Genomic DNA, 25,109 nt, shown 5'->3' with positions numbered 1-25,109 from the left:
CGCTTCTTTTTGTAATCTAAAAACTTATACCGCAAAAAACGATTCTAGTTCCTGCAAGGTCTCTTTTGAAGTTTTGATATCCTTTACAATTTCTCCTTTATTAAGTGCAACAATTCGGTCGCAAACCTCTACTGTGTGCTGCAAATCGTGGCTTGAAACTAAAACCGTAACATTTGGATTATCTGCCAGATCTTTGATGATTTTTTTTAACCTGCTGACAGTTGTTGGATCTAAATTGGCAAAAGGCTCATCTAAAATAATAACTTCTGGATTACCTATAAGTGTAGCAATTATACCTACTTTTTTCTGATTTCCTTTAGACAAGTCTCTTAGATACTTTTTATTTTTTAAAATTTCTCCATTAAAAAATTCTTCATGCTGAGCCAATAAAGCATCAACATCAGCCTTATTTTGATTGCGAAGATCTCCAATAAAATAGAAATATTCTTCTGGTGTTAAATAGCCAATTAAGAAACTTTCGTCAAGAAATGAGCCGGTAAAAGATTTCCAATTTTCACTTGTATTTACCTGAATATTATTGTTATGAATACTTCCTTTTGAGGGTTGAATTAAATCTAAAAGAAGGCTGAAAAATGTTGTTTTTCCTGCGCCGTTGTTTCCTACTAATCCGAAACTTTGTCCTTTTGGAATTTCAAGATTTTCTATGTTTAAAACTGTTGTTCCGTTATAATTTTTTATAAGTTGATTTACTTGTATCATTTTAATTTTAGATTTTAGATTGTTGATTTTAGATTTCTAATTGATAATATTATCTGATTATCAAATTGGCACATTTAACTTTTTTGTTTATAAGCATTTATTGTACTGTACTTTTCGATTTTGTACCTTTTTTCGATTAAAGAAAAAACCTTATCTCTAAAAATAAATCCTAAAACACCTGCACCAGCCACTAACCCTAATCCAAGATTTTTGTTGTTTAGATAAAGTCCGATTGAGTACAGCGCTAAAGGCAGTAAAATTTTTGGGAGCGAAAGAAGCATAGCATTAACATTGAACGCTTTTTTATCTCCAAAAGCTCCGCCGGCGTTGCTTAAATCGATTGGCGTTTTGGTAAATGCACCGCCTAAAAGAACTAAGTGCGAATTAACTCCTATATTATAAATTGCTCCAACGACAATAGTTAAATATACCTCCCAACCGTAAAAAAGATAAAACGAAGCCAGAATTGTAGAAATGAAAGTTGCAATAACAATCAGCCACCACTTCGAGGTAATATAACCACGATACGGAACATTTTGTGTCATCAATAATTGATAATAAGAACTATCCCAGCTTGGCACAAACTGCCCAAATACAAACAAGAATCCGCCTGAAACAAATATGCCCGCAAAAATGTGCATTACTGCTGGTTGATGCGAGTTTGCAAAAAATATTAGTCCATAAAACAAAAAGAGAAAACTCATAAAAATAGTTGTTTTCGATCTCTTATTTCTTTTGATGAGTTTAATATCATTTTTAAGAAATGTCCCCAAGGTTCCAAATTGATTCAGCCATGTAAGATTTTCTGTCGAAGCAATATCTTGTTTTACAGATAGTCCTGCATCTAGATATAAATTTTTCTTGAAGTATTTAAAAGTAAAAGCATGCAGCACGATTAATACTAAAATCGGAATTAAAAACACTCCTTCTATGTCGTAAAAATTTTGAAAAAACGGAGTTGTAAAAGTCGTAATATCAAACAATTTATAATATTGTGCTCCTGCTAAAGCCAGAATCAATACTACAAAAACAGCAAATAATTTATCGATATTACTTAATATAATATTCAAAAAGTTATTGATGTAAATTATGGCCATAATTCCCAAATGCCAGAAAACAATTCCAACAACATCATATCCGTTCAAAATTAATACAACCGAAAACGGAATAAAAAATAAGGCATGCACCCAATTAAAAAAAGACAAAACTGTTTTGCCTAAAGAAAAATGCACAATCGTTGGTTTTTTAAAGGGTAAAACTAATAATGGTTTGATATTTAAAACTGGGATTGACTGCAGTAACAACCTAATTATCAAATCGAATAGAAAATAATAAATCAGAAATTTGTTAATGGTTACTAATGGTTCTAATTTCATGTCCTTTAAAACATAAAATGCTCCAACTCCCATTCCGATAAAAATTAATGAAAAATAGATCATTAAAAATCCAATTATAATTTTCATTGTTAGGTTTTTACCAAAAGATGCCGATCTAATAAAGGCCTTCCATTCTAGGTAAATAAACTTCTTAATCATGGTTTATAGTTTTAGTTTCTGTGTAGTAAGAGATCAAATGTAGGAAAACGTTACAAAAAAAGTTAAAAAAAATAATTTCGTGCCAATCATTTAACACTGGTTTTGCTACTTTTGCAGAAAAATTCTAACATGCCTTCATTCTTAAAACTTATAATTAAAGAGGTAAAACGCGAAACTGCAGATGCTGTTTCTATACTTTTTAATGTTCCCGAAGAACTAAAACCAGATTATAAATTTATAGCTGGTCAATATATAAACTTAAAATTAACTCTTGATAACCAAGAAATTAGACGTGCTTATTCTATTTGTTCTGCACCAGACAGCGGCGAATTAAGAATTGCTGTCAAAGCTGTAAAAAATGGTCTTTTTTCTCAGTTTGCCAATACAAAATTAAAATCTGGAGATGTTCTTGAAGTGGGTCAGCCAGAAGGAAAATTTACTTTTGAGCCTGATTCCGAAAGACAAAAAAATTACGCCGCATTTGTTGCAGGAAGTGGTATTACTCCGGTTCTTTCTATCATAAAAACGGTTTTAAAAAATGAGCCGAAAAGTTCATTTGTATTGGTTTATGGAAATAGAACTCCAGAAAACACTATGTTTCATCAGGAACTTCATGATTTACAATTACAATATGTAGGCAGATTTTTTGTGCATTACGTATTTAGTCAGGCAAAAGCTGAAAATGCTTTGTTTGGAAGAATTGAAAAATCTGCTGTGAATTTTGTTTTAAATAACAAACATAAAGAACTTGAGTTTGATAAATTCTTCTTGTGCGGACCAGAAGAAATGATCAATACTGTTTCTAATGTTTTGAAAGAGAAAAACGTAAAAGAATCTGCTATTAAATTTGAGCTTTTTACTTCTTCTTCTGAAGAACACATAATTCAAGGTTCTCAAGAAGGGCATACAAAAATTACGGTTTTGGTAGACGATGAGGAAACTACTTTTGAGATGTCTAAAAAACAGACTATTCTAGATGCTGCTCTAAAACAAGGAGTTGATGCTCCGTATTCTTGCCAAGGCGGAATTTGCAGCAGCTGTTTAGGACGTGTTACAGCAGGATCTGCCGAAATGACTAAAAACTCTATTTTAACAGACAGCGAAATTGCCGAAGGATTAATTTTAACTTGTCAAGCGCATCCAACTTCTGAAACTATTTATGTTGATTACGACGATGTTTAGTATTTAGAAATTTCAATATTAAAAATCCAAATTCCAAATAAAACTGGAATTTGGATTTTTTTTTGACTTATTATAAATATTATAATTTTTACAAAATGAGAATGAAAGATTGGGGTAGTAATATCAATTTATTATAAAACCAATTTTTAATTGAAATATTGCTGAATTTTTATTATATTAGGGGTGAAATTATGGTAATCGCAATCTGAGTATATTGCTGTATTACTAAATAAAATTTGTCAACACATTTAAATATTAAATATTATGGCAACGCATCACTACCTTCGTTTATCTTTTATCGCGCTTTTTGTAATTACATCTCTTATTTGCGTTTACTTCATAATTAAAAAACAACGAAATAAAAAAGGACCAAAATTACTGTCTAAAGAAAAATATGACTCAACAATGAGTGGAAAAATGACAGAAGTAAAAGTTTCTGATCATAATTTTTTTAATATCTGGCCTTATGTAAGTAAACTAAAAGCCGCGAACATACTGTCCAGAAAAATTAAAGAATCTCAATTGGTACATAAAGTCTATAGAAATTCAACAGAAGATTTTGAACATATTTTGCTGTCTACAGAAAAAGAAAATCATTTTGTTGTAATTGTTGCTAATAGAAACAAAAAGAAAACAATTGGATATTTTCTCTATGATTTTAATGGATTATATGCTTAACTGAATTTTCTCTACTATATCTTTTGGAGAAATACTTCTCATTGCATCTTTGTAACCTTCAACAACTTTATTTCCGTAAACAGAAGTTGGCAGTTGAGGATATTGATTTCTGTTTGAAGTTAACGCATTTTCTAAACTTTGATTAAAGGGTAAAAATCCTGCGTACGGATGCGTAGCGCCCCAGAGTGTAATAACTTTAACGCCGAGCATTGCCGCAATATGAGCATTTCCAGAATCCATAGAAAGCATAACATCAAGATTGCTTATCAATTGTAATTCCTGCTGAAATTTAATTTTACCAGCCATATTAATTACATTTTCATACGGTTGCGAAAGTGAATCTAAAATCTCGATTTCTTTTTTTCCGCCGCCAAAAAGTAAAATTTTATACGACTGATTTTTAGCTAGAATTGAGATAACTTCTTTCATTAAATCTATCGGATAAACCTTAGAATCATATTGTGCAAAAGGCGCAATTCCAATTAATTTTTGATTTTTTCCGCCGATGATTTCTAAAATTTCGGCACTTAAAACTGCTTTTTCAGGAAAACTCGGATTGGATAAATCTAACGGAAAACCAAGTTCTTCAAACACTTTTGCATGTCTTTGGAACATCGTTGGCAATTGTTTAAAAATCTTATTCTCGGCTCTTGTTAATTCTTTTTTTCCTTCTCGGCCTTTGTCTACAGTTGCTCTTTTTTTTCCGCTTAAAGCGAAAAGTAAGCTCACAACTTTAGATCTCAATACATTATGAAGATCTGCAAAAGCATCAATTTTTAGTTTTTTTACGTCGTTATATAAACGTACAAGTCCAAGAAATCCTTTGTGTCTTTCTTTTTCATCAAACGCAAAAAATTCCAAATTTGGGATTCCATCAAAAAAAGGTTTGAAAAAAGGACGGGAAATAACGGTCAATTTCACCGTTGGATATTGTTTTACGAAAGCGCGTAAAACAGGAACCGTCATGGCGACATCTCCCATTGCGGATAGTCTCATGACGGCTATATGCTTAATTTTGCTAGACAAGTCTGCCAAATTATTTTTTATTTTGATATAAAACTGGATTCAATTCATCATCATTGTACATTTTCATTTGTTTGTACACTTTCATGAATTTATCACCATTTTCAATATCTGTCAATAATTCTTCAATTGCTGTAGATAAATCTGTTCTTTGTTCTAAAAGAATATTTAATTTTTCCTGGCATTTATCTCTATGTTCTTGTGAAGCTTCTGCACGAGTTGCTTCTTCATTCATGTGATAAATTTTTAAAGCTAAAATAGACAATCTATCAAATGCCCAAGCAGGACTTTCAGAGTTGATTTTTGCTCCGTCTTTTACTTTTACATCACTGTATTTTTGTAAAAAATAGCTGTCGATATATTCCACCATATCAGTACGTTCTTGATTTGATGCATCAATTCTTCTTTTTAAAGTTAAGGCTGCAACTGGATCAATTTGCGGATCACGAATAATATCTTCAAAATGCCATTGAACAGTATCAATCCAATTTTTCAAATATAATAAATGTTCAAACTTATCTTTTGGATAAGGATTATTAATCGGTTGATCGACATTATCAAATTGATGATAATCTTTGATACTTTGCTCGAAAACAGAATATGCTAATTTTGAAAACATGTTTTTATTTTTTTATAAAACAAAGATACTTTTTATACTTTTATAGTTTGAAAAAAACTACTAATTTTTCAATTCTTCTTAAAAAACTATTGATCTACTAAAAAAATATTATGAAAATTCATTATATCTCTGAGAATAACAGTGTATTAAATCATTTTCTAGGACAAATTAGAAATGTAAATGTGCAGAACGACAGTATGCGTTTTCGTAGAAATATTGAACGCATTGGAGAAATCATGGCCTATGAATTGAGTAAAATTTTGCCATACAAAAATGTTGATATTCAAACGCCTCTCGGCATTAAAAAAACAACAGAAATTGAAACAGATTTAGTTTTATGTCCAATTTTAAGAGCTGGATTACCGCTTCATAACGGTTTTCTAAATTATTTTGACCACGCAGAAAACAGCTTTGTTTCGGCTTGCAGATATCACCCAAATAATGATGATGAGTTCGAAATTTTGGTTGAATATCAGGCTATTTCAAACTTAAACAATAAAACGGTTTTACTTCTTGATCCAATGCTTGCAACGGGTCAGTCTATTGTAGCAGTTCACAAAAAATTAGTCGAAAATGCCGCTCCAACAGAAATTCATATTGTAGTGGTTATTGCCGCACCAGAAGGTGTCGCATATCTAGAAAAAAATCTTCCGGATAATTGTCACTTATGGGTCGCTTCTTTAGACGAAAAACTAAATGAGAAAAACTACATTGTTCCTGGTCTTGGCGATGCGGGAGATCTTGCTTACGGAAGTAAATTATAATTGTGAAAAGAATGTAAATAAACTGCAGACAATCAACACATAATATACAATTTCGTTGTTCAATTTTTGCTGCATATATTCAACATGACTTGTCGCCATAATTGCTAATGGTGCGATACTGAACAATAATAAATCATTGCTCTTGTTTGGTGAAATGATATACACAAAAGCCGCAATAAAAAAGCAGGCTACAATTTTCTTATATGAAGAATGAACAATCTGCGGTCTGTTTGATAATGTCATTAACATCGAAGTAACAAAAAATAAGGCAACGGCGGTATATATTGAAAGTGCCCCGTTTTCGTAATTATTTTTAAAATAATCAATTCTAAAATCGATTACAGCTCTTTCTTGGAAAAATGAGATGGCATCGATATGAAAAATTAAAGATGTCATATAAAACAATACTGCTACTGCTAAAAATGCAATAAAAGGCAAAACCCAGTTTCTATAATCTCTCGAAACATGAAAAACAATTGATATAAAAACCAATATTAAGAAAAGTACACTCCAAAATTGAAATAAAGAAGCTACAAAAATCCAAAATGATGCATCGAATATTTTTTCTTTTGATGCTTTGAGAGATTGAAGTGAAATCAGCCTTCGAAGTGCCAATAAAATAAAAAAGTTCGCATAAATAACATTTGGATTGTTAAATATGGTTGGAAAAAACAAAAGAAATAATAAATAGAAAAGTATCGCGTAACCATTGTCTTTACTGAGTCCGTTCTTTTTTACAATAAAATTTATCATAAAAAAAGAAGCCAAAATAAAGCACAACAAACTCACTTTTTGGAAAGCCAAAAAATAGGAAGTAACCCAAGATGGGTCTTTAATTTGGAACATAAAAAAGAAAACCAGTATTAAAATTACGACCAATGAATAATTTAATGGCGTAGATTTTTTAAAAACACTTGTTATCATAAGGATATTTTATACTTTTGTGATTGTAAAGATAATACTTGTTTAAAATGAAAACCGAACAAGTTGAAAAAAGATTCTAATAACTGAATTTTATCTTCAAAGCATTACACAACAATAAATAACATATAATTTTAAAAAATTATGACAGCTTTTTTTGAAGGAATACAATACTTATTCGTTAACATTTTGTTTGCTCCTCTTGACTTTTTACGTCGTTTGGAATTAATTACATGGTTTGGTGCAAACACAATTAACTGGATTTTCATGATCATCTGTTCATGCGCAATCGTTTATTGGATTAAACAATTACGTATTTTTGATGACGCTGGAACAGAAAACCAAGATACAACAGCTCATTCATTTTTAAAATAAAAACTAAACCCTTAATTAAAAGGGTTAGTTCCATTATTTTTAAATTAAATCGAAACCGATATCTTTTCTAAAATACATCTTATCAAAGCTTAGTTTATCTATGTTTTGGTAAGATTTTTTTATGGCCTCCTGGAAATTATCTCCGTAAGAGGTTATAGCAATTACACGTCCTCCAGTAGTAACGACATTTTCGTTATCTAATTTTGTTCCTGCATGAAAAACTATAGAATCTGTTACATTTTCTAATCCAGAAATTACTTTTCCTTTTTCAAAATCTTCCGGATATCCGCCAGAAACTACCATAACTGTTGTCGCGCTTCTTGGATCAATTTCTAAATTAAAATCACCCAATTTTTGATCTGCAACAGATAAGAACAATTCTACTAAATCTGATTTTAATCTCGGTACAACTACTTCTGTTTCTGGATCTCCCATTCTTACATTGTACTCAATAACAATTGGTTCGTTTTTCACATTGATCAAACCAATAAATACAAAACCTTTATATTCGATTCCGTCTTTCTGGAAACCTTCTATTGTTGGTTTTACGATTCGAGTTTCGATTTTTTCCATCAAAACAGCATCTACATAAGGAACTGGAGAAACTGCTCCCATTCCACCTGTGTTTAAACCTGTATCTCCTTCTCCAATTCGTTTGTAATCTTTTGCCGTTGGAAGAATTTTGTAATTTTTTCCGTCAGTCAAAACAAAACAGCTTAATTCGATTCCGTCCAAAAATTCTTCGATTACAACTTTAGAACTTGCAGTACCAAATTTTGCATGAACAAGCATGTTGCGTAATTCTGTTTTTGCTTCTTCAAGATCTTGAATAATCAAAACCCCTTTTCCAGCTGCTAATCCGTCTGCTTTTAAAACGTAAGGAGGCTGTAAAGTTTCTAAAAACTCACATCCTTTTTCAACTGTTTCGGCAGTGAAACTATCATAAGCTGCAGTTGGGATATTATGTTTCATCAAGAATTCTTTAGCAAATTCTTTACTTCCTTCTAACTGTGCTCCAAGTTTTGAAGGTCCAATAACAGGAATATTTTTTAACGCTTCGTCATTTTTAAAATAATCGTAAATGCCTTTTACCAAAGGATCTTCAGGTCCTACGACTACTAAACTTATATTTTCTTTAAGCACTAAAGCTTTTACAGCTTCAAAATCTGTCGCAGATATTGCCACGTTTTCAGCAATTGCAGCAGTTCCTGCATTTCCAGGTACTACAAAAAGTTTTTCGCATAGCGGACTCTGAGTCATTTTCCATGCAAATGCATGCTCTCTTCCGCCCGATCCCAATAGTAAAATTGTCATGGTGTTGTTGTATTTAGTTGTGGTGCAAAAATAATTGCTTTTGAACGTAAAAAATAATTAAATCTTAAAAAGTTCGTGATTCTTCTCTGTTAGTAATTGGTAAATATTATTTTTGATGAAAATTATCCTTAAAATGATTCGTCTTTTTGATTTTTCCCTTCGATTGAACGGCTTTCCGATAAAGAAAGCGAAAGTAGAATTGGATCGAATTGTGAATTTATCCGAAGAAGAATATGCTTTGTTCCTTGAAAATAAAAAAAAGGAAATTGTCGATTTTCACTTAAAAAATAATTCTTTTTACAAGGAATTAGTCGGAAATACAAATATTCAAAACTGGGAAGATTTACCAATTTTAAATAAGCAAAATCTACAAAAACCGCTTGAAGAAAGACTTTCAAACGGTTATTCAAAGAAAAACATTTACCTCAACAAAACTTCCGGATCAAGCGGAACGCCTTTTGTTTTTGCCAAAGATAAATATTCGCACGCTTTAACTTGGGCTTCAATTATGATGCGTTTTGGATGGTTTGGAATTGATTTTAACCATTCTAATCAGGCACGTTTTTATGGCATTCCGATGGATTTTATTGGATATCAAAAAGAGCGTATTAAGGACTTCATGACACATCGTTTCCGATTTCCCGTTTTTGATTTATCTGATGAGATTCTCGAAAAATTTCTAGAAAAATTCAAATCGAAAAAATTCGATTATATTAATGGTTATACAAGTTCTATTGTTTTATTTGCGAAATATCTGGAAAAGAAAGATATCATTTTAAACAAAATCTGCCCAACTTTAAAAGCTTGTTTTGTCACTTCGGAAATGCTTTTTGAAACAGATAAAAAACTACTGGAAAAACAATTCGGAATTCCGATTATTAGTGAATATGGAGCTTCAGAATTGGATTTAATTGCTTTTGAAAATCCTGAGGGAGAATGGCAGGTAAATTCTGAAACACTTTTTGTCGAAATTTTAGATGAAAATGATAAAGTTCTCCCTTACGGGGAAGAAGGCCGACTTGTCATTACTTCACTATTCAACAAAGCAAATCCTTTTATCAGATATGAAATTGGTGACATCGGAATTCTCGATGAAAAAAGTACTCCTAAAAAACCAATTTTAAAAAAATTAATTGGACGAACCAATGACGTTGCAATTTTACCAAGCGGTAAAAAATCTCCAGGCTTAACCTTTTATTACGTTACCAAAAGCATTATTGAAGATGATGGAAACGTAAAGGAATTTATAATCAAACAAACTCATTTAGATACTTTTGAAATTGAATATGTTGCTGAAAAAGAATTAGTTTCATCACAAATTCAAAAAATAAAAGACGCGATTGATTTATATTTAGAAACCAATTTAAACTTCACTTTTACCCGAAAAACGGTTTTAGAAAGAACCAATCGCGGGAAGCTAAAACAATTTAAATCGTATTTATAATATAAATAAAATCTTACATTTGTCTTTTTTATTTAAAAACTCATGGACGATCAATCTTTACTTTCTGAAGAAACAATTTCTAATAAAATATATTTTATCCGCGGACAAAAAGTGATGCTGGATCGTGATTTGGCTCTACTTTATGGAATAGAAACTAAAGTTTTAAAACAATCCGTTAAAAGGAACTTATCGAGATTTCCAGAAGATTTCATGTTTGAACTTATTAAAACAGAATATGATTCTCTAAGGTCACAATTTGTGACCTTAGAGAAAGGAAGAGGTAAATATCAAAAATATCTTCCTTTTGCTTTTACTGAACATGGTGTTTTAATGTTATCTAGCGTTCTAAAAAGTGACAAAGCAATTCAAACGAATATTCAAATTATGAGGATTTTCACTAAAGTGAGACAAATGCTTTTAGATACAACAGAAATTAAAGTTGATATTTTACAGATTCAAAAGAAGTTAGAAAATCATGATAAGAATATTGAATTGGTTTTTTCTTATTTAGATGAACTAACTGAGAAAAAAGAAAATGAAAGTGAAAGAGTGAAAATTGGCTATAAAAAATAACTAATAACTCTAAATCTTTAAGGTCACAAATTGTGATCTTAAAGAATCTAAAAAATTAAATAAATGGAGGTCGCAAATTGCGGCCTCCATTTTTTATTAGATTAATTTACGAGATTCTCCAAAAAATCACATCTACACTTAGAAGAAAATCTTTCAAACTATCTAGAATCCAATTTAAACTTTACTTTTGCCAAAGAAAGTTTTTAGAAAGAATCTATGAAAATTACCATTATTGCAGGTGCACGGCCAAACTTCATAAAAATAGCCCCGATTATTAATGCTGTGAAAAGTAAGCAGAATGAGGGTTTTGATGTTTCATTTCGTTTGGTTCACACTGGTCAGCATTATGATAAAAACTTAAGTGATACTTTTTTTGAGGAATTAAATATTCCTCAGCCAGATGTTAATTTAGAAGTAAAAAGCGGTTCTCAGGCCGAACAGACGGCAGCAATTATGATTGCTTTCGAAAAAGAATTACTTCAAAATCCGTGTGATTTGGTTTTAGTCGTAGGAGATGTAAACTCGACAATGGCCTGCTCTATCGTGGCAAAAAAATGCAATACAAAAGTTGCACATGTCGAAGCCGGAATTCGTTCTGGAGACTTAACAATGCCCGAAGAAATCAATAGAATGCTAACGGATAGTATTACTGATTACTTTTTTACAACCTCAACTTCAGCTTCAGAAAATTTATTAAAGTTAGGTTCAGATCCAGAAAATGTTCATTTTGTGGGAAATGTGATGATCGATACTTTATATCAAAATATCAGCAGAATTACAGCGCCTGATTTTTGGAAGGAACATCAATTACAAGAGAAAAACTATATCATTTTAACGTTGCATCGTCCTGCAAACGTTGACGAAGTTTCATCACTTATTGATTTACTTTACGGAATTGATTTATTAGTGAATGACAAAAAAATAATTTTCCCAATTCACCCAAGAACGCAGGCAATTTTGAGTGAAAGCAAAATCGAGTTTAAAAACATCATTTTTGTTTCGCCTCAAGGTTATTTAAATTTCATGTATTTAATCAAAAACAGTTTTGCCGTTATTACAGACAGCGGTGGAATTTCTGAAGAAACAACTGTTCTTGGAATTCCATGTTTTACTATGCGTGATAATACTGAAAGACCTGAAACAGAAACTATTGGTTCTAATACCATTGTGGGAACATCTTTAAAAAATCTGCAAAAAGTTTTTGGTTCATTTTTACAAAACGGTTCCAGAAAAAGCGGTATTCCAGAATTATGGGATGGAAAAGCTTCTGAGAGAATTGTTTCAATTTTATTGGAAAAGAAATAATGAACGACATTTTAATTATATCCAATTATTATCCTCCTGAAAAAGGTGCAGCTGCTAATCGAATTGAACAATTGGCTTTGAAATTAAACCAAAACGGATATGAAGTTTGTGTGATTTCTCCTCTTCCAAATTACCCAAAAGGTGAACTTTTTCCAGAATATAAAGGCAAATTTTCGGTTACAGAAAAAATTCAGAATATTACTTTAAAACGTCTTTGGATTTATCCAAGCAACAGCTCTAACATTTTTAAAAGAATTGTTTCGACATTATCGTTTTCAAGTGTTTTGTTTTTTTATTTATTATTTGCTAAAACACCTAAAAAAGTAATTGTACAATCGCCGCCGTTGCTGTTGTCTTTTGTTTCTGTTTTTGCTCTATGGATCAAAAGGAAAAAAATAATTTTGAATGTTTCAGATCTTTGGCCAACTGCTGCCATTGAACTTCAGGTTTTGAAGAAAAACAGTATTTCGCATAAAATGCTTCTTTTTATAGAACGTTTTATTTACAAAAAAGCAACGCATATTTTTGGTCAGTCTAATGAAATTATTGATCATATTCATTCTATTTTTCCAAAAAAGAAATGCTTTTTATATCGTAATTATCCAGATCATTTTATAGAAAATGTTATTCCTGAAAACGGTAATTCTAACGAACCAATAAAATTGTTTTATGCCGGATTGTTAGGCGTTGCTCAGGGCGTTTTTGAGCTTATTCAACAATTGAATTTAGAAAATCTGAATATCGAATTGCATATTTTTGGAGATGGTGCCGAGAAAGCCCAAATCGTAAATTATATGAATCAGAATCCGATGCAGAAAATTATCTTTCACGGAATGTTAGATCGTAATGTCCTGCATGAAAAATTGATGGGTTTAGACATTGCTCTTGTTCCTCTAAAAACAAGAATTTACGGTTCTGTTCCTTCAAAAATATTTGAATACAGCGCTTTAGGATTTCCTATTCTTTATTTTGGTGGTGGCGAAGGAGAATCAATTGTTGAGGAAAATAATTTAGGCTGGGTTGTTCCTGTGGAGGATTTTGAAGGTTTAAACGTCGCTTTGCAAAAGATTTCAGCAACTGGAAAAGATAAAATTCAAAGCATGAAAAAGACAATTTTTCTGCATGCAAAAAGCAATTTTAATCTTGATCAGCAGATGAAAAATCTCATTGAAAATGATGCTTTTTAAGAAAACTATTATAAATGAAAAGGGGAAATATTCTAATAATATTTCCCCTTTTTTTATTTTATATAACTAGAAAAATCTTTGTGTTCTTCTTTTGAAAGTTCTTCTTTCGAAAGTGACCTGAAATAATCGTAAGTGATTTTCATTCCTTCAGAACGGCTTACTTTTGCTTCCCAGCCTAACAATTCTTTTGCTTTTGTCGTGTCTGGCTGACGTTGTAATGGATCATTTATTGGTAATGGATGATATACTACTTTCTGGTTTGTTCCGGTCAGTTTTATAATTTCTTCTGCAAAATCTTTAATCGTAATTTCATCTGGATTTCCAATATTTACTGGATATACATAATCTGAATGTAATAATCTAAAAATACCTTCAACTTGATCGTCTACATAACAGAAAGAACGCGTTTGTGAACCATCGCCAAAAATCGTTAAATCCTCACCACGTAAAGCCTGACCGATGAAGGCTGGAATTACGCGTCCATCGTTTAATCGCATTCTTGGTCCATAAGTATTAAAAATACGCACGATTCTGGTTTCTACTCCGTGAAAAGTATGATATGCCATTGTTATAGATTCTTGGAAACGTTTTGCTTCATCATAAACACCGCGCGGTCCAATTGTATTTACGTTTCCGTAATATTCTTCGGTCTGAGGATGAACCAGCGGATCTCCATAAACTTCAGATGTTGATGCAATTAAAATTCGCGCTTTTTTTTACTCTCGCCAATCCTAATAAATTATGTGTTCCAAGAGATCCTACTTTTAAAGTCTGAATTGGAATTTTTAAATAATCGATCGGACTTGCCGGCGAAGCAAAATGCAAAATATAATCTAAATCACCTGGAACATGAACAAATTTTGTAATATCATGATGATAAAACTCAAAGTTTTCTAGTTTAAACAAATGTTCGATATTTTTAAGATCTCCAGTAATTAAATTATCCATTCCAATAACAAAATATCCTTCTTTGATAAATCTGTCACATAAATGCGATCCTAGAAATCCTGCAGCTCCGGTGATAAGTATTCTTTTCATGATAATTCTTTATTCTGCGCAAATGTAACTGATTTGAAAATTATTTTTCAGTTATATTTCCGATTTATCTTGTTTTAAAGACTCTTGATGTGCTTTATATTTTGCTTCTACAAATTCTTTTATTTCTTTTTCAAATCGTTTTTTTGAAAATAAAACGGCATGCTCTCGTATTATTTTTGGATCGAATTTTTTGGATCCGAAATTAATTACTGCTTCCTTTATTTTGTCAGATGACTGTTCGTCAAAGAAAATCCCTGTGTCATTATCAACAACGGTTTCCAGAGTTCCCCCTTTTGACAAAGCAATAACTGGAGTTCCACAAGCTTGTGCTTCAACGGGAATTATTCCAAAATCTTCTTCTGCAGCAAAAACAAATGCTTTTGCTTTTTGCATTAAACTTCTAAGCTTCTTGTTTTCGACATAGCCAACAAATTCTATATTGCTTTTGGCTATTTTTTGAAGCTTTTCTAATTCTGGTCCTTCTCCTGCAACGATCAGTTTTAAATGAGGCAATTCATTAAAGGCTTCTACGATAAGCTGCGTTTTTTTATATGCTACCATTCGTGAAGCTGTTAAATAATAATCTTCTTTTGTTTCTTCTAAACTAAAAAAATCAACATCAACAGGCGGATAAATTACAACAGAATCTTTATTGTAGGTCTTTTTTATTCTTTGCGCAATATGCTTAGAATTAGCTATAAAATAATCTACATTTTCTGAATTTGAAAGATCCCATTTTTGGATTTTATCTAAGACTGATTTCGCATAAAATCCTTTTAATCCTTTGGTTAATCCCGCGTCTTTTAAATATTGCTCTCTTAAATCCCAGGCGTAGCGCATTGGCGAATGACAATAACAAATGTGCAGCTGGTTTTTATTGACTTTAATTCCTTTTGCCACTGCCGATGAAGAACTGATTATTAGATCGTAGTCGCTTAAATCAAATTGCTCTATGGCTATTGGAAAAAGCTGTAAAAATTTGCGATGGTTTTTTTTTACAGTCGGAAGTTTTTGAATAAAGCTGGTTTTAGCTTTTTTTCCATTTAAAATAAACTTACGGTCTTCTTCATTCAAAAAATCAATTAGCGCAAAATGATCAAAATCATTCCAAATTGAATTGATAGAATGAATCACTTTTTCGGCTCCTCCATTTACATAATACCAATCGCTAATTAGGGCTTTTTTCAAAATGATCTATTCGGTTAATTAAAAAAAGTGAATTAAAAAAAGTAAAGAAGACAACACCAACTTGTCTGTCAAATATATTTTCTGTTAACATTGCTGCCATAATTATAAATATAAAAATACCGTATAGTAAATCTATATTTTTAGTGCCCCAAAGTAAGAAAACTAAAAACAGAATTAAGCCAAATATACCATATTTAAGCCAAATATCTAAATACTGATTGTGTGAATTATATTCTATTTTTGAATAATCATCATAATTTTTATAGGTATAACTTGAGTAACAGTTGTCTAGTTTTTTTTGAACATTTCCTGGTCCGACTCCTAATATCCAATTTTCCTTTAAAATAATACTTACGCAATTGTAAATACCATATCTGAAGTTAACTTCTTCTGATTTTTGATCTTGGTTTGGTAATATGAGTTTCGTATTTCGTATTTCATCTATTCTTTTTTTTGAAGAAGGTATAACAAAGATCAAAAAAACAGAGGATGCAAGAAATATCATAAAACCAATCTTAATCCAGACTTTCGGTGTTTTTTTTAAAACTAAAAAAATTGATAATACAAGAAATAAAACGAGCGCTAATCTTGCCGCATAAGTAATAACTGAAAAAATAAGTAATGCTATTCCTAAAGATCTAAAAATGAAAACATAATTGAATTTTATTCGATTACTTAATATATCATTTAAAAGCACTAAGCTGGAAAATACAAATAAAATTCCTAAGTAAGGTAAATGAATTTCGGATATATCGCTAAAAAAATTCCTGATAATTGGATTGTAATAAGTATCAGAATTCATTACCTTTTCATAACCATTTGATAGAATTACAATCCAAATATAAGACGCTAAAATTATATTTGAAATAATAAAAATATTAATGGATTTTCGTAATGTGTTGCCGTAAATAAAATTTTTATTTACAATTATAAATAATGGGAAAATCAAAAAGGCAACGTTTTTTTCTAAAAATCTTGTGGCAAGTTTCTTGTCTTCAATAAATAAAAAACTTACTACAAATGCTAAATAATAACTTGTTAAGACCAGTAAATTAATCTTATCCCTTTTCTGAATCGTTTTATAGCTTTTCTCAGAAATCATTAATATTAATGAAAAAACAGCCCATAAAATAATTGCTAAAACACTTTTCTTTAACCCAAGAATTGGAAAAGATCCCAGAAAAATAGTCGAATAATTATATAAATCTATTTTATTAATTTTCATCTTGAATTTCTTTTTTCAAAACAGATAAATAATTATTTTGGGTTAAAAAATCCTGAGCATTATCTACCATTTTTTGTCTTGTGTCAATATTCATAGTAAATGTTTTCAATATTGCATTTATAAAATCTTCCGGGAGGTCTGCTTCAAGGTACATCTCATTTTTTACCAATCCTGTTCCTTCAGCACCAATTTTAGACGAAATTAAAATTAAACCATTTTGAATTGCATTTATAGATTTTATTTTTACTCCAGCTCCATGAAGCATCGGATTAATAAAAATTGTCGATTGTGAATAATAACTGCTTAAATCACTTCGATTTAACAGAACCTCGACATTGGAATATTTTTTAAAAATATCTTCAAATATTATGGGTTCTTTGTCGCCTGTACTTCCTGCAATAATTAGTTTATAATTTTTTTCTGTGATTAAAAAATGAACATTTTGTAGATACCACATTATGGCTTCCAAATTATTTGGCATAAATAAAGCTCCTATAAAAAGAACCGTTTTATTAGATAATTCTTGTTTTACAAAAACCTCATTTACTGATGCTGGCAAGTATATAGATTTATTTCTAAATAATATATGGCAATTTTTTATTTCTTCATTAGAAATAAACCAAAGTCGGTCTGCTTTTTCAAAAATTGCTTTTGAATACTTTTTATACTTTATTCCTTCAAGATAATAATATAGTTTTTCTATATATTTTTTGGTGCTTTTAGCTAATTGAAAAAAGTAATCTGATTCATTGTTATGAACTCGCACAACTATTTGCGAAGCTTTTAAATATTTATTTTCAAGTATAATTCCAACACTTTCGGCTTCTAAAATTGCATAATCATAATTCTTTTTTAATGCTACTTTTTTAAGTGATTTTCTTGAAATGACTTGAAGTGGTTTAGCAGAAAATAAGTTAATAATTTTGTTTTTTCGAGGAACGATTATAAGTTCATTTATAAATTGTTTTAAAAAAACTACATTTTTTTCTTCTGGAAATTCTTTACATGTGCAAACTAAATCAATATCATGTCCTAATGACTTTATACCTTTAATACGTTCTAAAACATCAAAAGCACCGCCAAAATGAGGCGGATAAGGAAAAAAACTAGCTACTATAAGTATTTTCATTTTCTTTTGAAATTTTATTATTTATTTGACTCTGTAAAGCATCTAAAAAAGCCATTAAAAACCATACTTCATATTTTATATAAAAAGTAATATAAATTAGTCCTGCTAGAATACAAAATAAAAGAGGTGCTTTAATAAAAAAGAAATTTGTATCACGAAACTTAGAGAAAAAGAAATATCTCTTAATGAAGAAATTGTAAAAGAAAACAATAAACCCAAGTCCGCCGTACATCAAATTGTCAAAAAAATCAGTCTTTGTTGATAATGCTTTTGTAGTTGTTAAATACCCTTTTATTTCTTGTAAATTTAATGTACTAACCCAAGACGTATTGATTATATCTCTAATGGCTTCCGGATAATAATAAATAAACCCGCTCCAGCCTACTCCAAAAGGATGGGTAATAAAAACTTTGAGCGAAGCTAAGTATGATGTCAATCGTGTACCAAAGGTTATACTTGTATGAAGCTGGTCATCAATGGTTTTTTGTAAAATCATAACTACAAAAACAGCAATTATAAGAATTATTGGAGATCCAACAAATAAAACTTTTCTAAGTTTGTTATGACTATACATATACTGAATTGCCATTGGCAAAACAGAAACTATTATTAATAAAAGATATCCTTTTGACTCACTAAAAAATGTGTAATAAAGAAATATAAAGGTTGAGAAGGCATATATTTTTTGCTTTATTTTTTTGGGCTTTTTTAAATAATTTGCTAGAAAAATGGGAATAAAAATAAAGATGGTTAGTACTGTACCAATCCAGCTTTCTTCTAGAGTTAATAGTCGCACCCTGTAATATTTCAAATTGTCTGAATGCAAGAAAGAAGCAAAAATTGTTTCTTTTTTTAAAAAAATTACTTCAAAAAACAAGTAAACTGCTAAGAGTACTTGAAGCGTGAAAACAGCATTAAAAAAATAATCAAAGCTGTTTTTTCCTGAGCTAAAAAGCATGTAAACAAACTGATAAAAAATCAATATTGAAAGCGGGTATACAAATAATTTTATAGCCTTTAAAATTATGTTTTCTTTTATGATTAAAAACGAACCATTGAGATAATAAACAATTGGAATAAATATTAAAGATATTATAAGCACATACAAGATATAATACATAAAATACCTTGTGTATTTTGAAAGTATTAGTTTTTGATGCATTAGTATATAGATTAACATTGGAATTGTTAAGAATATAATAGGTGAACGTGCTATTTCTCCGAAGATATTGACCAAAGGAAAATCTTGATAGAGTGCTAATAGAAGAACTACAAAAAATAGTAATGTTTTTATCTTAATTTTCATTTGTAAAAAGTAATCTTTAACAGTTCTAGTCCAAGTTTAAATTTTCCTTTTCTAACTCTATTTAAAATCAATAACAAGCTTGATATATAAAATTTGAATCCGAGGTTATAATATTTTTCGACAAAAATCTTTCTGCTTTTAAATACATTTATTTCAGAAAATAAAGACTTTTGTTTTGAATTATAAGAAGAACCTATAGTTGCTCCTTCTTTATGAAAAACTAGAGATTCTAAACATGAATCTAGAGACCAGCCTTTCTTTTTTGCTCTATAAGCCCAGTCTAATTCTTCGTAGAAAAGAAAAAAATCTTCGCACAAAACACCTGCATCAGCTAAAAATTTATAGGTAACAAACATCGATGCTCCTATTACATAATCAATTTTATCAAATTCAGATTTTAATTTATCTATAGATTCTCCCTCTCCAATATGACTTGAGATGTAAAATTTTTTATTAAACTTTCCCCCAACAGCTTGCAATGTATCTTTTTTGTAATAGTAGATTAGTTTACCTCCTAAAATACCGATTTTAGAATTTTCATTTCTTTCTAAATACGAAATTTGCTCTTTTAATGATTCTTTATCTACTACGGTATCATTATTTAATAACCAAATGTAAGAATCTAATTCTTTGGTGTTTAAAATGGCATTCAGAGCAATATTATTACCCGCTGCAAATCCTTTATTTTTTTCGGCTTTTACAAAGACAATCTGGCTTTTATTTATTGAAAGATCTAAGTTCTTTTCAATTGTATTATCAAATTTAATTTTTTTTAATGATGCCCAATCTATTAAGATTTGAAATGGTAAATCTGTTTCACTATTGTCTATAACTATAACTTGATAATTGAAATAATTTAGCTGTAAAATACTTTCTAAACATTCTGTTGTATCATAAGATCCTTTATGATTTAGAATAACGATATAAACCTTACGATCCAAATGAGTCATATTTAAATTATCGGTAAATTCTGTTTTCTTAATCATTTTTTTTAAAAAGTGATAAACTGGATAGAATAATAGATGTAGTTATAAATATTTCAACAATATATATCGAAATTATACTTCCTTGCAAATTGAAATTTTTTGATAGAAAATAACAGCTTACAAACATTAATAAAGAGCCCAAAAACGATATTCTAGCGATTTTGTTTTGATAGTTTTTTAATATCAACATTTGATAGAATGGTATGTTTAATGCAACTATCAACGAAACAAATAAAAAGTTTGTACAAAACAAAAGCGAGTTTAGCAGTTTTTTATCTAAGCCAAATTCCTTAATAAAGAAAAACGATATAACATATAAAGTAACGACTATAAGCGCTAAAAAGATAATATTAGCTATATTTATTTTCTTTAAATGGGAAATCGCTTCTTTTTTATTTTCAAAGTAAATATTGCAAAATCTAGGAAAGCTTACATTAAAAAAGACTGTCAAATAACTTCTCAAAATACTTAAAAACATATCTCCAATCTTGTAAATTCCAGCATAAAAATCTCCCAGGATATATTTTACAATCAAAATTGGAAAATTAGTGTAAACTGCTATTGATAAATTAGAAACTATTATCGGGTATTCTCTTTTTATATTATCAATTAATCTATTTTTAGAAACAGAGGATAAAGACATTTTATATTCTTTAAAAATCTTTAAGTAATAAAAGGAATAAACAACTGTATTAGCTAATCCTAATAAAAAAATTACATATATATAATCTGATTTTTGATTAACAACCAAATAAACCGAAAGGATATAGATTGCTTTCGAAAAAATTATTACTTTATTAATCCTTTTAAAATTTTCAACTCCAATATAAAACCAAATTGGATTGAAAAACTGTGATATTAATAATGATGATCCTAGAAAATATAGTTTGAAATCTAAATTGGGTACTAAAAATAAAACTAAAAAAAGGCAGAAAATAATAAATAACAACACGATAAAACGAAATGCATAAGTAACATTTAGATATTCGGCTATACGATTTTTGTTTTCTTTATTAGAACTAATTTCTTTTACTCCTAAAAGTTTAGAACCAAAGTCTATAAATATTTCTAGTAATATAAAAACAGATGTTGCAGCACCTATTTTTCCCCATTCTTCAATTCCACAAACTGATATCACATAAGGAGCAACCAGTAAAGGAGCTAATAAATTAACAAACTGACCTGATCCGAAAATTACATAATTTCGAACTTCTTTAAATTCAATCTTCTTTAAATTCATTAGCCTAAAAAGATATAACCAAAAACAAAAAACTACCTCAAGATTTGAAGTAGTTTTTTGTTATTCAGTAATTTTTACTAACTGAATAGCAAGTTCATCATTACCCATTAAAAATGGATCATATTTATCATTAATGACATTTAATTTATAACCAAAATAATTTGGATCCCAAGTCACGAATTCATTAGGGTAAAAGTACTTTGTATATTTCTCAAAATCACCATTTATTTCTTTTGATTTATATTTTACTGAAATGTTTTTTATAGTAACATTTGTTTGCGTTGGATTAAAACCTAAATCAACTCTAATGTTTTCTGGAACAACTTTTTCTGGAAAATCGACTACAATTTTCTGCATTTCCTTTGAAGCATAAACGGGTTGTGAAACCGAATTTGCATCTTTCCAAACATCGCCTGCTATTAAATAAAAAACTTGAATTTTGTCGTTTTTTTCAAATATACCTTCAATAATGACAGTAAAATTTTTCTTCTCTTTAATTACTTTTTCTTCTTTACACGAACTGAAAAGAAGTCCGCAAATTAAAACTGATAATATAAATTTTATTTTCATTGAATCTTTTTTGCGCAAAAATATATCTTTTTACTATTGAATAGTATTTCACATTAATATTTTAAAATTTTTAAGAGGCGCTCAGATGCTTTTGTCTTTTATAAAAAGCAATAAAAAATCGACAAAAGATAAAGAATAGTATAAATAATAATGGTAATACAAATTTTAAATATTTTCCAATAATTTTTTGAGATTCAATATTGGCAGTACTACTACTTTCTTTAACAATTTTATCAAATGTAATTAGCTCTATTTGATGAATTGCTTGTTCGTTAATTAAAGCATCTTTTGTTTTAATGATGTCATTCAACTGTGTATTTTCATTGTAATAAACAAGTTTATCGCTCTTATAATTAGTATTTGAAGATTTAGAAAAATTATTTAAAACACCATCTATTTGTTTAATAATTGTATCGTTTTTTCTCATTTTTAACTGAACATTTCGATACATTTCTTTTTGTATTTTATTGTAATGATCAGAAGTATTAAAGTATTTTAAAAGTGGTTTAACAATTTTATCCTCAGATATTTTACTTTTTGTTCCTAAAATTATGGTCTGAAAAGTATAATTTTTACTCGTTATATTTTCCTGAAGAACCTTATTAATATCACCATCTTCAGCCATCAATTTTATTAACTCAAAGTTTTCAGGTTTGTTTTGAATAAAATTATAAACATCGGCAATAGGTTTTATTTCTATAGATTTCAGATTTTTTGGCTGTTGAATTCCTACAACATTTTTCAAAAACAAAGTGTCATTTTCTTTAATTTTTGAATCTATTAAATCGATTTTTGAATATAAATAATCGGTGCTTCCAAAATTAGGCGTTACAATAATTTGGTGTTCATAACTCTTTTGGGTTTTATCCAAAAAAATACCTAGACCAAAACCAGCCACAATTAATATTAAAACAATAATCCAATTTCGGACAAAAAACTGAATTCCATTAAATACAGATGTTTTACCAGACTCAAAAAAGGTATTTATCTTTTTTGAAATCTGGGATAAATCAATCTCTTGATCCTCTGAATTGTGGGGTACTTTTGTACTCATTTACACTGGTTCTTTTATATTGAAAATCTGTTCAAGAATTTTTATTGTAATCAAATAAGTTGGTTTTACTCCTGTTGTTCCTAATCCGCCAGATGCTAACGTACTTCCTGTTTCTAATGGATTGTCTGAAGCGTAATAAGCATAACGAACTTTAATATCATGCGGCACACTTTTTCTAATTTTAGATGCCGACTGAATTGCTTTTTGGTAATAAGATCCTTCCATTTCAAGACCAATTACGCCCCAAGTTGATTCATGGAAAAATTTTAATAAATCTCTATTTTGTAAAGATGTTCCAAGAACGGTAACCATCGCACCTTCATAAATGTCAATATCATTTCCTTCAAACATAGCACCTGTAAGTTCGTTTTCGAAGAAATAATTATCTGCTGTACCCTCGTTTATATGTGCCGTCGGGATCATGATATCTCCCTTTCCTCCTTCTAGAATTCCAGCTTTACCCATAATAGAAACCGATTTTACATTTAGTAAAGTCTCTTTCTTAAATGGTTTCAAAAGTTCATCGATAGTTTCATAAGCTTGTTCTCCAAAAGCATAATCCATTACAATGATAACTGGTTTTTCTTCGTCGATATTAGCATAAGAAAATGCCGTTTTCGACCAGTCAATTTTCGCCGTATCAAAAATCTGAACGTCGATATTGGTCCCAGAAGTATCTGGAAGCGAAATCATTCCGTTTTTAAGAGCCAATTCTTCAACTTGACCTCTAATTTCTTTTGATCCTGAACTGCTTAATTCTTCGTAAATAAAGAAATCTGTTTTTCCTTTAAATTTTGTTTTTAATAATGGCGTTGCAAAAATCGAATTCATGACACTGTGCATATTCGCACTAATAACGTGAATTGGTCTTTTCAGCAAATCGTTTGCTTTAAGAACTTCCTTAATATTTGTTGCCCAGATTTCTCCGTGAATATGGTGCCCTAAACGCTCGCGAAGAACCGGACTAAATGTAATTGTACGTTTATTATTCTCAACAATTTCTTCGATTGCTAATTTTCCTAACCAATAAATAACGTGCAAGAAACGATCTGGTGCATTCTCAGAACCAAAAGCATCGTAAATATCCAAAACTTCTTCGAAAGTTCTTGCTAAAATATTAGCCACGTGCGAAATAGCTTTTTCTTTTTCAACTTGAGATAGCTTTTTGGTCTGCATAACAGCTTGCTCCAATTTTTGCCAGTCGCGAGAAACTTCTCCTCCGTCATCAATTAAAACTCTGTTTTTAATTTTATGAGATTCAATAAAAATGAAAGTCAAATGCGTTAGAATATCATAAATATCAGAACGTCCGCGCGTAATTTCTACGTTCATTTGTTCTTCGTCGATTCTGTAGCAGTTTCTTCTTCTTTTTGGAGGAACAATTGCCTGAAAATGCGATTTAGAATATCCTTCGTCCGAAGTTAAATTGATAAAACGGCATTGTTCAATTCCGATTGGAAGACGCTCAATCACGTATAAAAGTCCGTTAAGTTCTACTTTTTCTTCGGCTATATTTCCGTAGATTTCAGGACGTAATGCTAATAATGATTCACGTAAGCTGTCGCCAGAAACTCCCATTGGTTTATAAAAACCACGGTTGAATAAATGGCGCATTGTAATGTACATTTTTTCTATCGCTGCAGATGATTCCTGCGCTCTAGATCTTGATATATGTTTGGTTTCTTTCATGCTTTTTTATTTTAAAATCTTCTTTCATGAAGAAGATTTAAGTA

23 protein-coding genes and 1 pseudogene are annotated in these 25,109 nt (G+C 29.9%); 8 read left to right on the top strand and 16 right to left on the bottom strand.

Features of this window, described 5'->3' with window-relative positions:
- Positions 1–24: 24 nt before the first annotated feature.
- Both QE431_RS22095 and QE431_RS22090 read right to left on the bottom strand, forming a co-directional pair.
- Positions 25–720: an ABC transporter ATP-binding protein gene (locus tag QE431_RS22095; protein WP_057115497.1), complete on the bottom strand. Its 696-nt coding sequence runs from the start codon at positions 718–720 to the stop codon at positions 25–27.
- Between the two features lie 74 nt (positions 721–794).
- Positions 795–2,255: a DUF5687 family protein gene (locus tag QE431_RS22090; protein ID WP_281867033.1), complete on the bottom strand. Its 1,461-nt coding sequence runs from the start codon at positions 2,253–2,255 to the stop codon at positions 795–797.
- A gap of 129 nt (positions 2,256–2,384) precedes the next feature.
- Between QE431_RS22090 and QE431_RS22085 the strand changes: the two genes are divergently transcribed.
- Together QE431_RS22085 and QE431_RS22080 are read left to right on the top strand one after the other, a co-directional pair.
- Positions 2,385–3,437: a 2Fe-2S iron-sulfur cluster-binding protein gene (locus QE431_RS22085; protein WP_307300336.1), complete on the top strand. Its 1,053-nt coding sequence runs from the start codon at positions 2,385–2,387 to the stop codon at positions 3,435–3,437.
- Positions 3,438–3,701: 264 nt separating this feature from the next.
- Positions 3,702–4,115: a hypothetical protein gene (locus tag QE431_RS22080; RefSeq protein ID WP_057115494.1), complete on the top strand. Its 414-nt coding sequence runs from the start codon at positions 3,702–3,704 to the stop codon at positions 4,113–4,115.
- On the opposite strand, the gene QE431_RS22075 is transcribed toward QE431_RS22080, so the two are convergent.
- Together QE431_RS22075 and QE431_RS22070 are read right to left on the bottom strand one after the other, a co-directional pair.
- Entirely contained in the window at positions 4,104–5,111 is a 1,008-nt protein-coding gene (locus tag QE431_RS22075; RefSeq protein ID WP_307300334.1) for a glycosyltransferase family 9 protein, read from the bottom strand. The genes QE431_RS22080 and QE431_RS22075 overlap by 12 nt on opposite strands.
- Positions 5,112–5,151: 40 nt before the next feature.
- Positions 5,152–5,757: a DUF4254 domain-containing protein gene (locus QE431_RS22070; protein WP_057115492.1), complete on the bottom strand. Its 606-nt coding sequence runs from the start codon at positions 5,755–5,757 to the stop codon at positions 5,152–5,154.
- 110 nt (positions 5,758–5,867) lie between these two features.
- Here QE431_RS22070 and upp point away from each other — a divergent pair, with 110 nt between their 5' ends.
- Positions 5,868–6,521: a uracil phosphoribosyltransferase gene (gene upp, locus QE431_RS22065; RefSeq protein WP_281867030.1), complete on the top strand. Its 654-nt coding sequence runs from the start codon at positions 5,868–5,870 to the stop codon at positions 6,519–6,521.
- On the opposite strand, the gene QE431_RS22060 is transcribed toward upp, so the two are convergent.
- Positions 6,516–7,445, bottom strand: coding sequence for a DUF6427 family protein (locus QE431_RS22060; RefSeq protein WP_057115490.1), 930 nt, complete (start codon positions 7,443–7,445; stop codon positions 6,516–6,518). The genes upp and QE431_RS22060 overlap by 6 nt on opposite strands.
- A 141-nt stretch (positions 7,446–7,586) precedes the next feature.
- On the opposite strand from QE431_RS22060, the gene QE431_RS22055 reads away from it, so the two are divergent.
- Positions 7,587–7,817 carry a hypothetical protein gene (locus tag QE431_RS22055; RefSeq protein WP_031453858.1) on the top strand — a complete coding sequence of 77 codons (231 nt, stop codon included), beginning with the start codon at positions 7,587–7,589 and terminating at the stop codon, positions 7,815–7,817.
- 39 nt (positions 7,818–7,856) lie between these two features.
- Here the strand turns inward: QE431_RS22055 and purD are convergent, their stop codons facing one another.
- Positions 7,857–9,131, bottom strand: a complete 1,275-nt coding sequence (gene purD, locus QE431_RS22050; protein WP_307300327.1) for a phosphoribosylamine--glycine ligase — start codon at positions 9,129–9,131, stop codon at positions 7,857–7,859.
- Between the two features lie 133 nt (positions 9,132–9,264).
- Between purD and QE431_RS22045 the strand changes: the two genes are divergently transcribed.
- The 4 genes from QE431_RS22045 to QE431_RS22030 all read left to right on the top strand — a co-directional run bounded on the left by QE431_RS22045 (position 9,265) and on the right by QE431_RS22030 (position 13,640).
- Positions 9,265–10,575 (top strand): phenylacetate--CoA ligase family protein, encoded by a 1,311-nt coding sequence (locus QE431_RS22045; RefSeq protein WP_307300595.1) that lies wholly within the window; start codon positions 9,265–9,267, stop codon positions 10,573–10,575.
- A 42-nt stretch (positions 10,576–10,617) separates the two neighbouring features.
- A complete protein-coding gene (locus QE431_RS22040; protein ID WP_307300324.1) occupies positions 10,618–11,148 on the top strand; it encodes an ORF6N domain-containing protein in 531 nt (176 codons plus the stop codon).
- A gap of 216 nt (positions 11,149–11,364) precedes the next feature.
- Complete coding sequence (gene wecB, locus QE431_RS22035) at positions 11,365–12,453, top strand: non-hydrolyzing UDP-N-acetylglucosamine 2-epimerase (RefSeq protein WP_307300321.1); 1,089 nt, start codon at positions 11,365–11,367, stop codon at positions 12,451–12,453.
- The gene (locus tag QE431_RS22030; protein ID WP_307300319.1) at positions 12,453–13,640 is read left to right on the top strand and encodes a glycosyltransferase family 4 protein; all 1,188 of its coding nucleotides are present in this window, start codon (positions 12,453–12,455) and stop codon (positions 13,638–13,640) included. The genes wecB and QE431_RS22030 overlap by 1 nt, the downstream gene beginning before the upstream one ends.
- 53 nt (positions 13,641–13,693) lie before the next feature.
- On the opposite strand, the pseudogene QE431_RS22025 reads toward QE431_RS22030, so the two are convergent.
- The 10 genes and pseudogenes from QE431_RS22025 to QE431_RS21980 all read right to left on the bottom strand — a co-directional run bounded on the left by QE431_RS22025 (position 13,694) and on the right by QE431_RS21980 (position 25,065).
- Positions 13,694–14,678: pseudogene (locus QE431_RS22025) on the bottom strand (UDP-glucuronic acid decarboxylase family protein).
- A gap of 51 nt (positions 14,679–14,729) precedes the next feature.
- A complete protein-coding gene (locus QE431_RS22020) occupies positions 14,730–15,866 on the bottom strand; it encodes a glycosyltransferase (protein ID WP_307300316.1) in 1,137 nt (378 codons plus the stop codon).
- On the bottom strand, positions 15,847–17,091 hold the full coding sequence (locus tag QE431_RS22015; protein WP_307300313.1) for an O-antigen ligase: 1,245 nt from the start codon (positions 17,089–17,091) through the stop codon (positions 15,847–15,849). Before QE431_RS22015 ends, QE431_RS22020 begins: the two co-directional genes overlap by 20 nt.
- Positions 17,081–18,220 carry a glycosyltransferase family 4 protein gene (locus QE431_RS22010; RefSeq protein WP_307300311.1) on the bottom strand — a complete coding sequence of 380 codons (1,140 nt, stop codon included), beginning with the start codon at positions 18,218–18,220 and terminating at the stop codon, positions 17,081–17,083. The genes QE431_RS22015 and QE431_RS22010 overlap by 11 nt, the downstream gene beginning before the upstream one ends.
- Positions 18,198–19,526, bottom strand: a complete 1,329-nt coding sequence (locus tag QE431_RS22005; RefSeq protein WP_307300308.1) for a hypothetical protein — start codon at positions 19,524–19,526, stop codon at positions 18,198–18,200. The genes QE431_RS22010 and QE431_RS22005 overlap by 23 nt, the downstream gene beginning before the upstream one ends.
- A complete protein-coding gene (locus tag QE431_RS22000) occupies positions 19,523–20,512 on the bottom strand; it encodes a glycosyltransferase family 2 protein (RefSeq protein ID WP_307300305.1) in 990 nt (329 codons plus the stop codon). The genes QE431_RS22005 and QE431_RS22000 overlap by 4 nt, the downstream gene beginning before the upstream one ends.
- Positions 20,505–21,752 carry a lipopolysaccharide biosynthesis protein gene (locus QE431_RS21995; protein WP_307300302.1) on the bottom strand — a complete coding sequence of 416 codons (1,248 nt, stop codon included), beginning with the start codon at positions 21,750–21,752 and terminating at the stop codon, positions 20,505–20,507. The genes QE431_RS22000 and QE431_RS21995 overlap by 8 nt, the downstream gene beginning before the upstream one ends.
- A 60-nt stretch (positions 21,753–21,812) precedes the next feature.
- The gene (locus tag QE431_RS21990) at positions 21,813–22,322 is read right to left on the bottom strand and encodes a hypothetical protein (protein WP_307300299.1); all 510 of its coding nucleotides are present in this window, start codon (positions 22,320–22,322) and stop codon (positions 21,813–21,815) included.
- 70 nt (positions 22,323–22,392) lie between these two features.
- A complete protein-coding gene (locus tag QE431_RS21985) occupies positions 22,393–23,376 on the bottom strand; it encodes a hypothetical protein (RefSeq protein WP_307300297.1) in 984 nt (327 codons plus the stop codon).
- Positions 23,377–25,065, bottom strand: a complete 1,689-nt coding sequence (locus QE431_RS21980; protein WP_113676991.1) for a hypothetical protein — start codon at positions 25,063–25,065, stop codon at positions 23,377–23,379.
- Positions 25,066–25,109 lie beyond the last annotated feature (44 nt).

It is taken from the genome of Flavobacterium sp. SORGH_AS_0622 (genome assembly GCF_030818825.1).
Classification (GTDB): domain Bacteria; phylum Bacteroidota; class Bacteroidia; order Flavobacteriales; family Flavobacteriaceae; genus Flavobacterium.
Note: the sequence above shows the minus strand (reverse complement) of the source record. Positions and strands in the feature narration are given on the sequence as shown.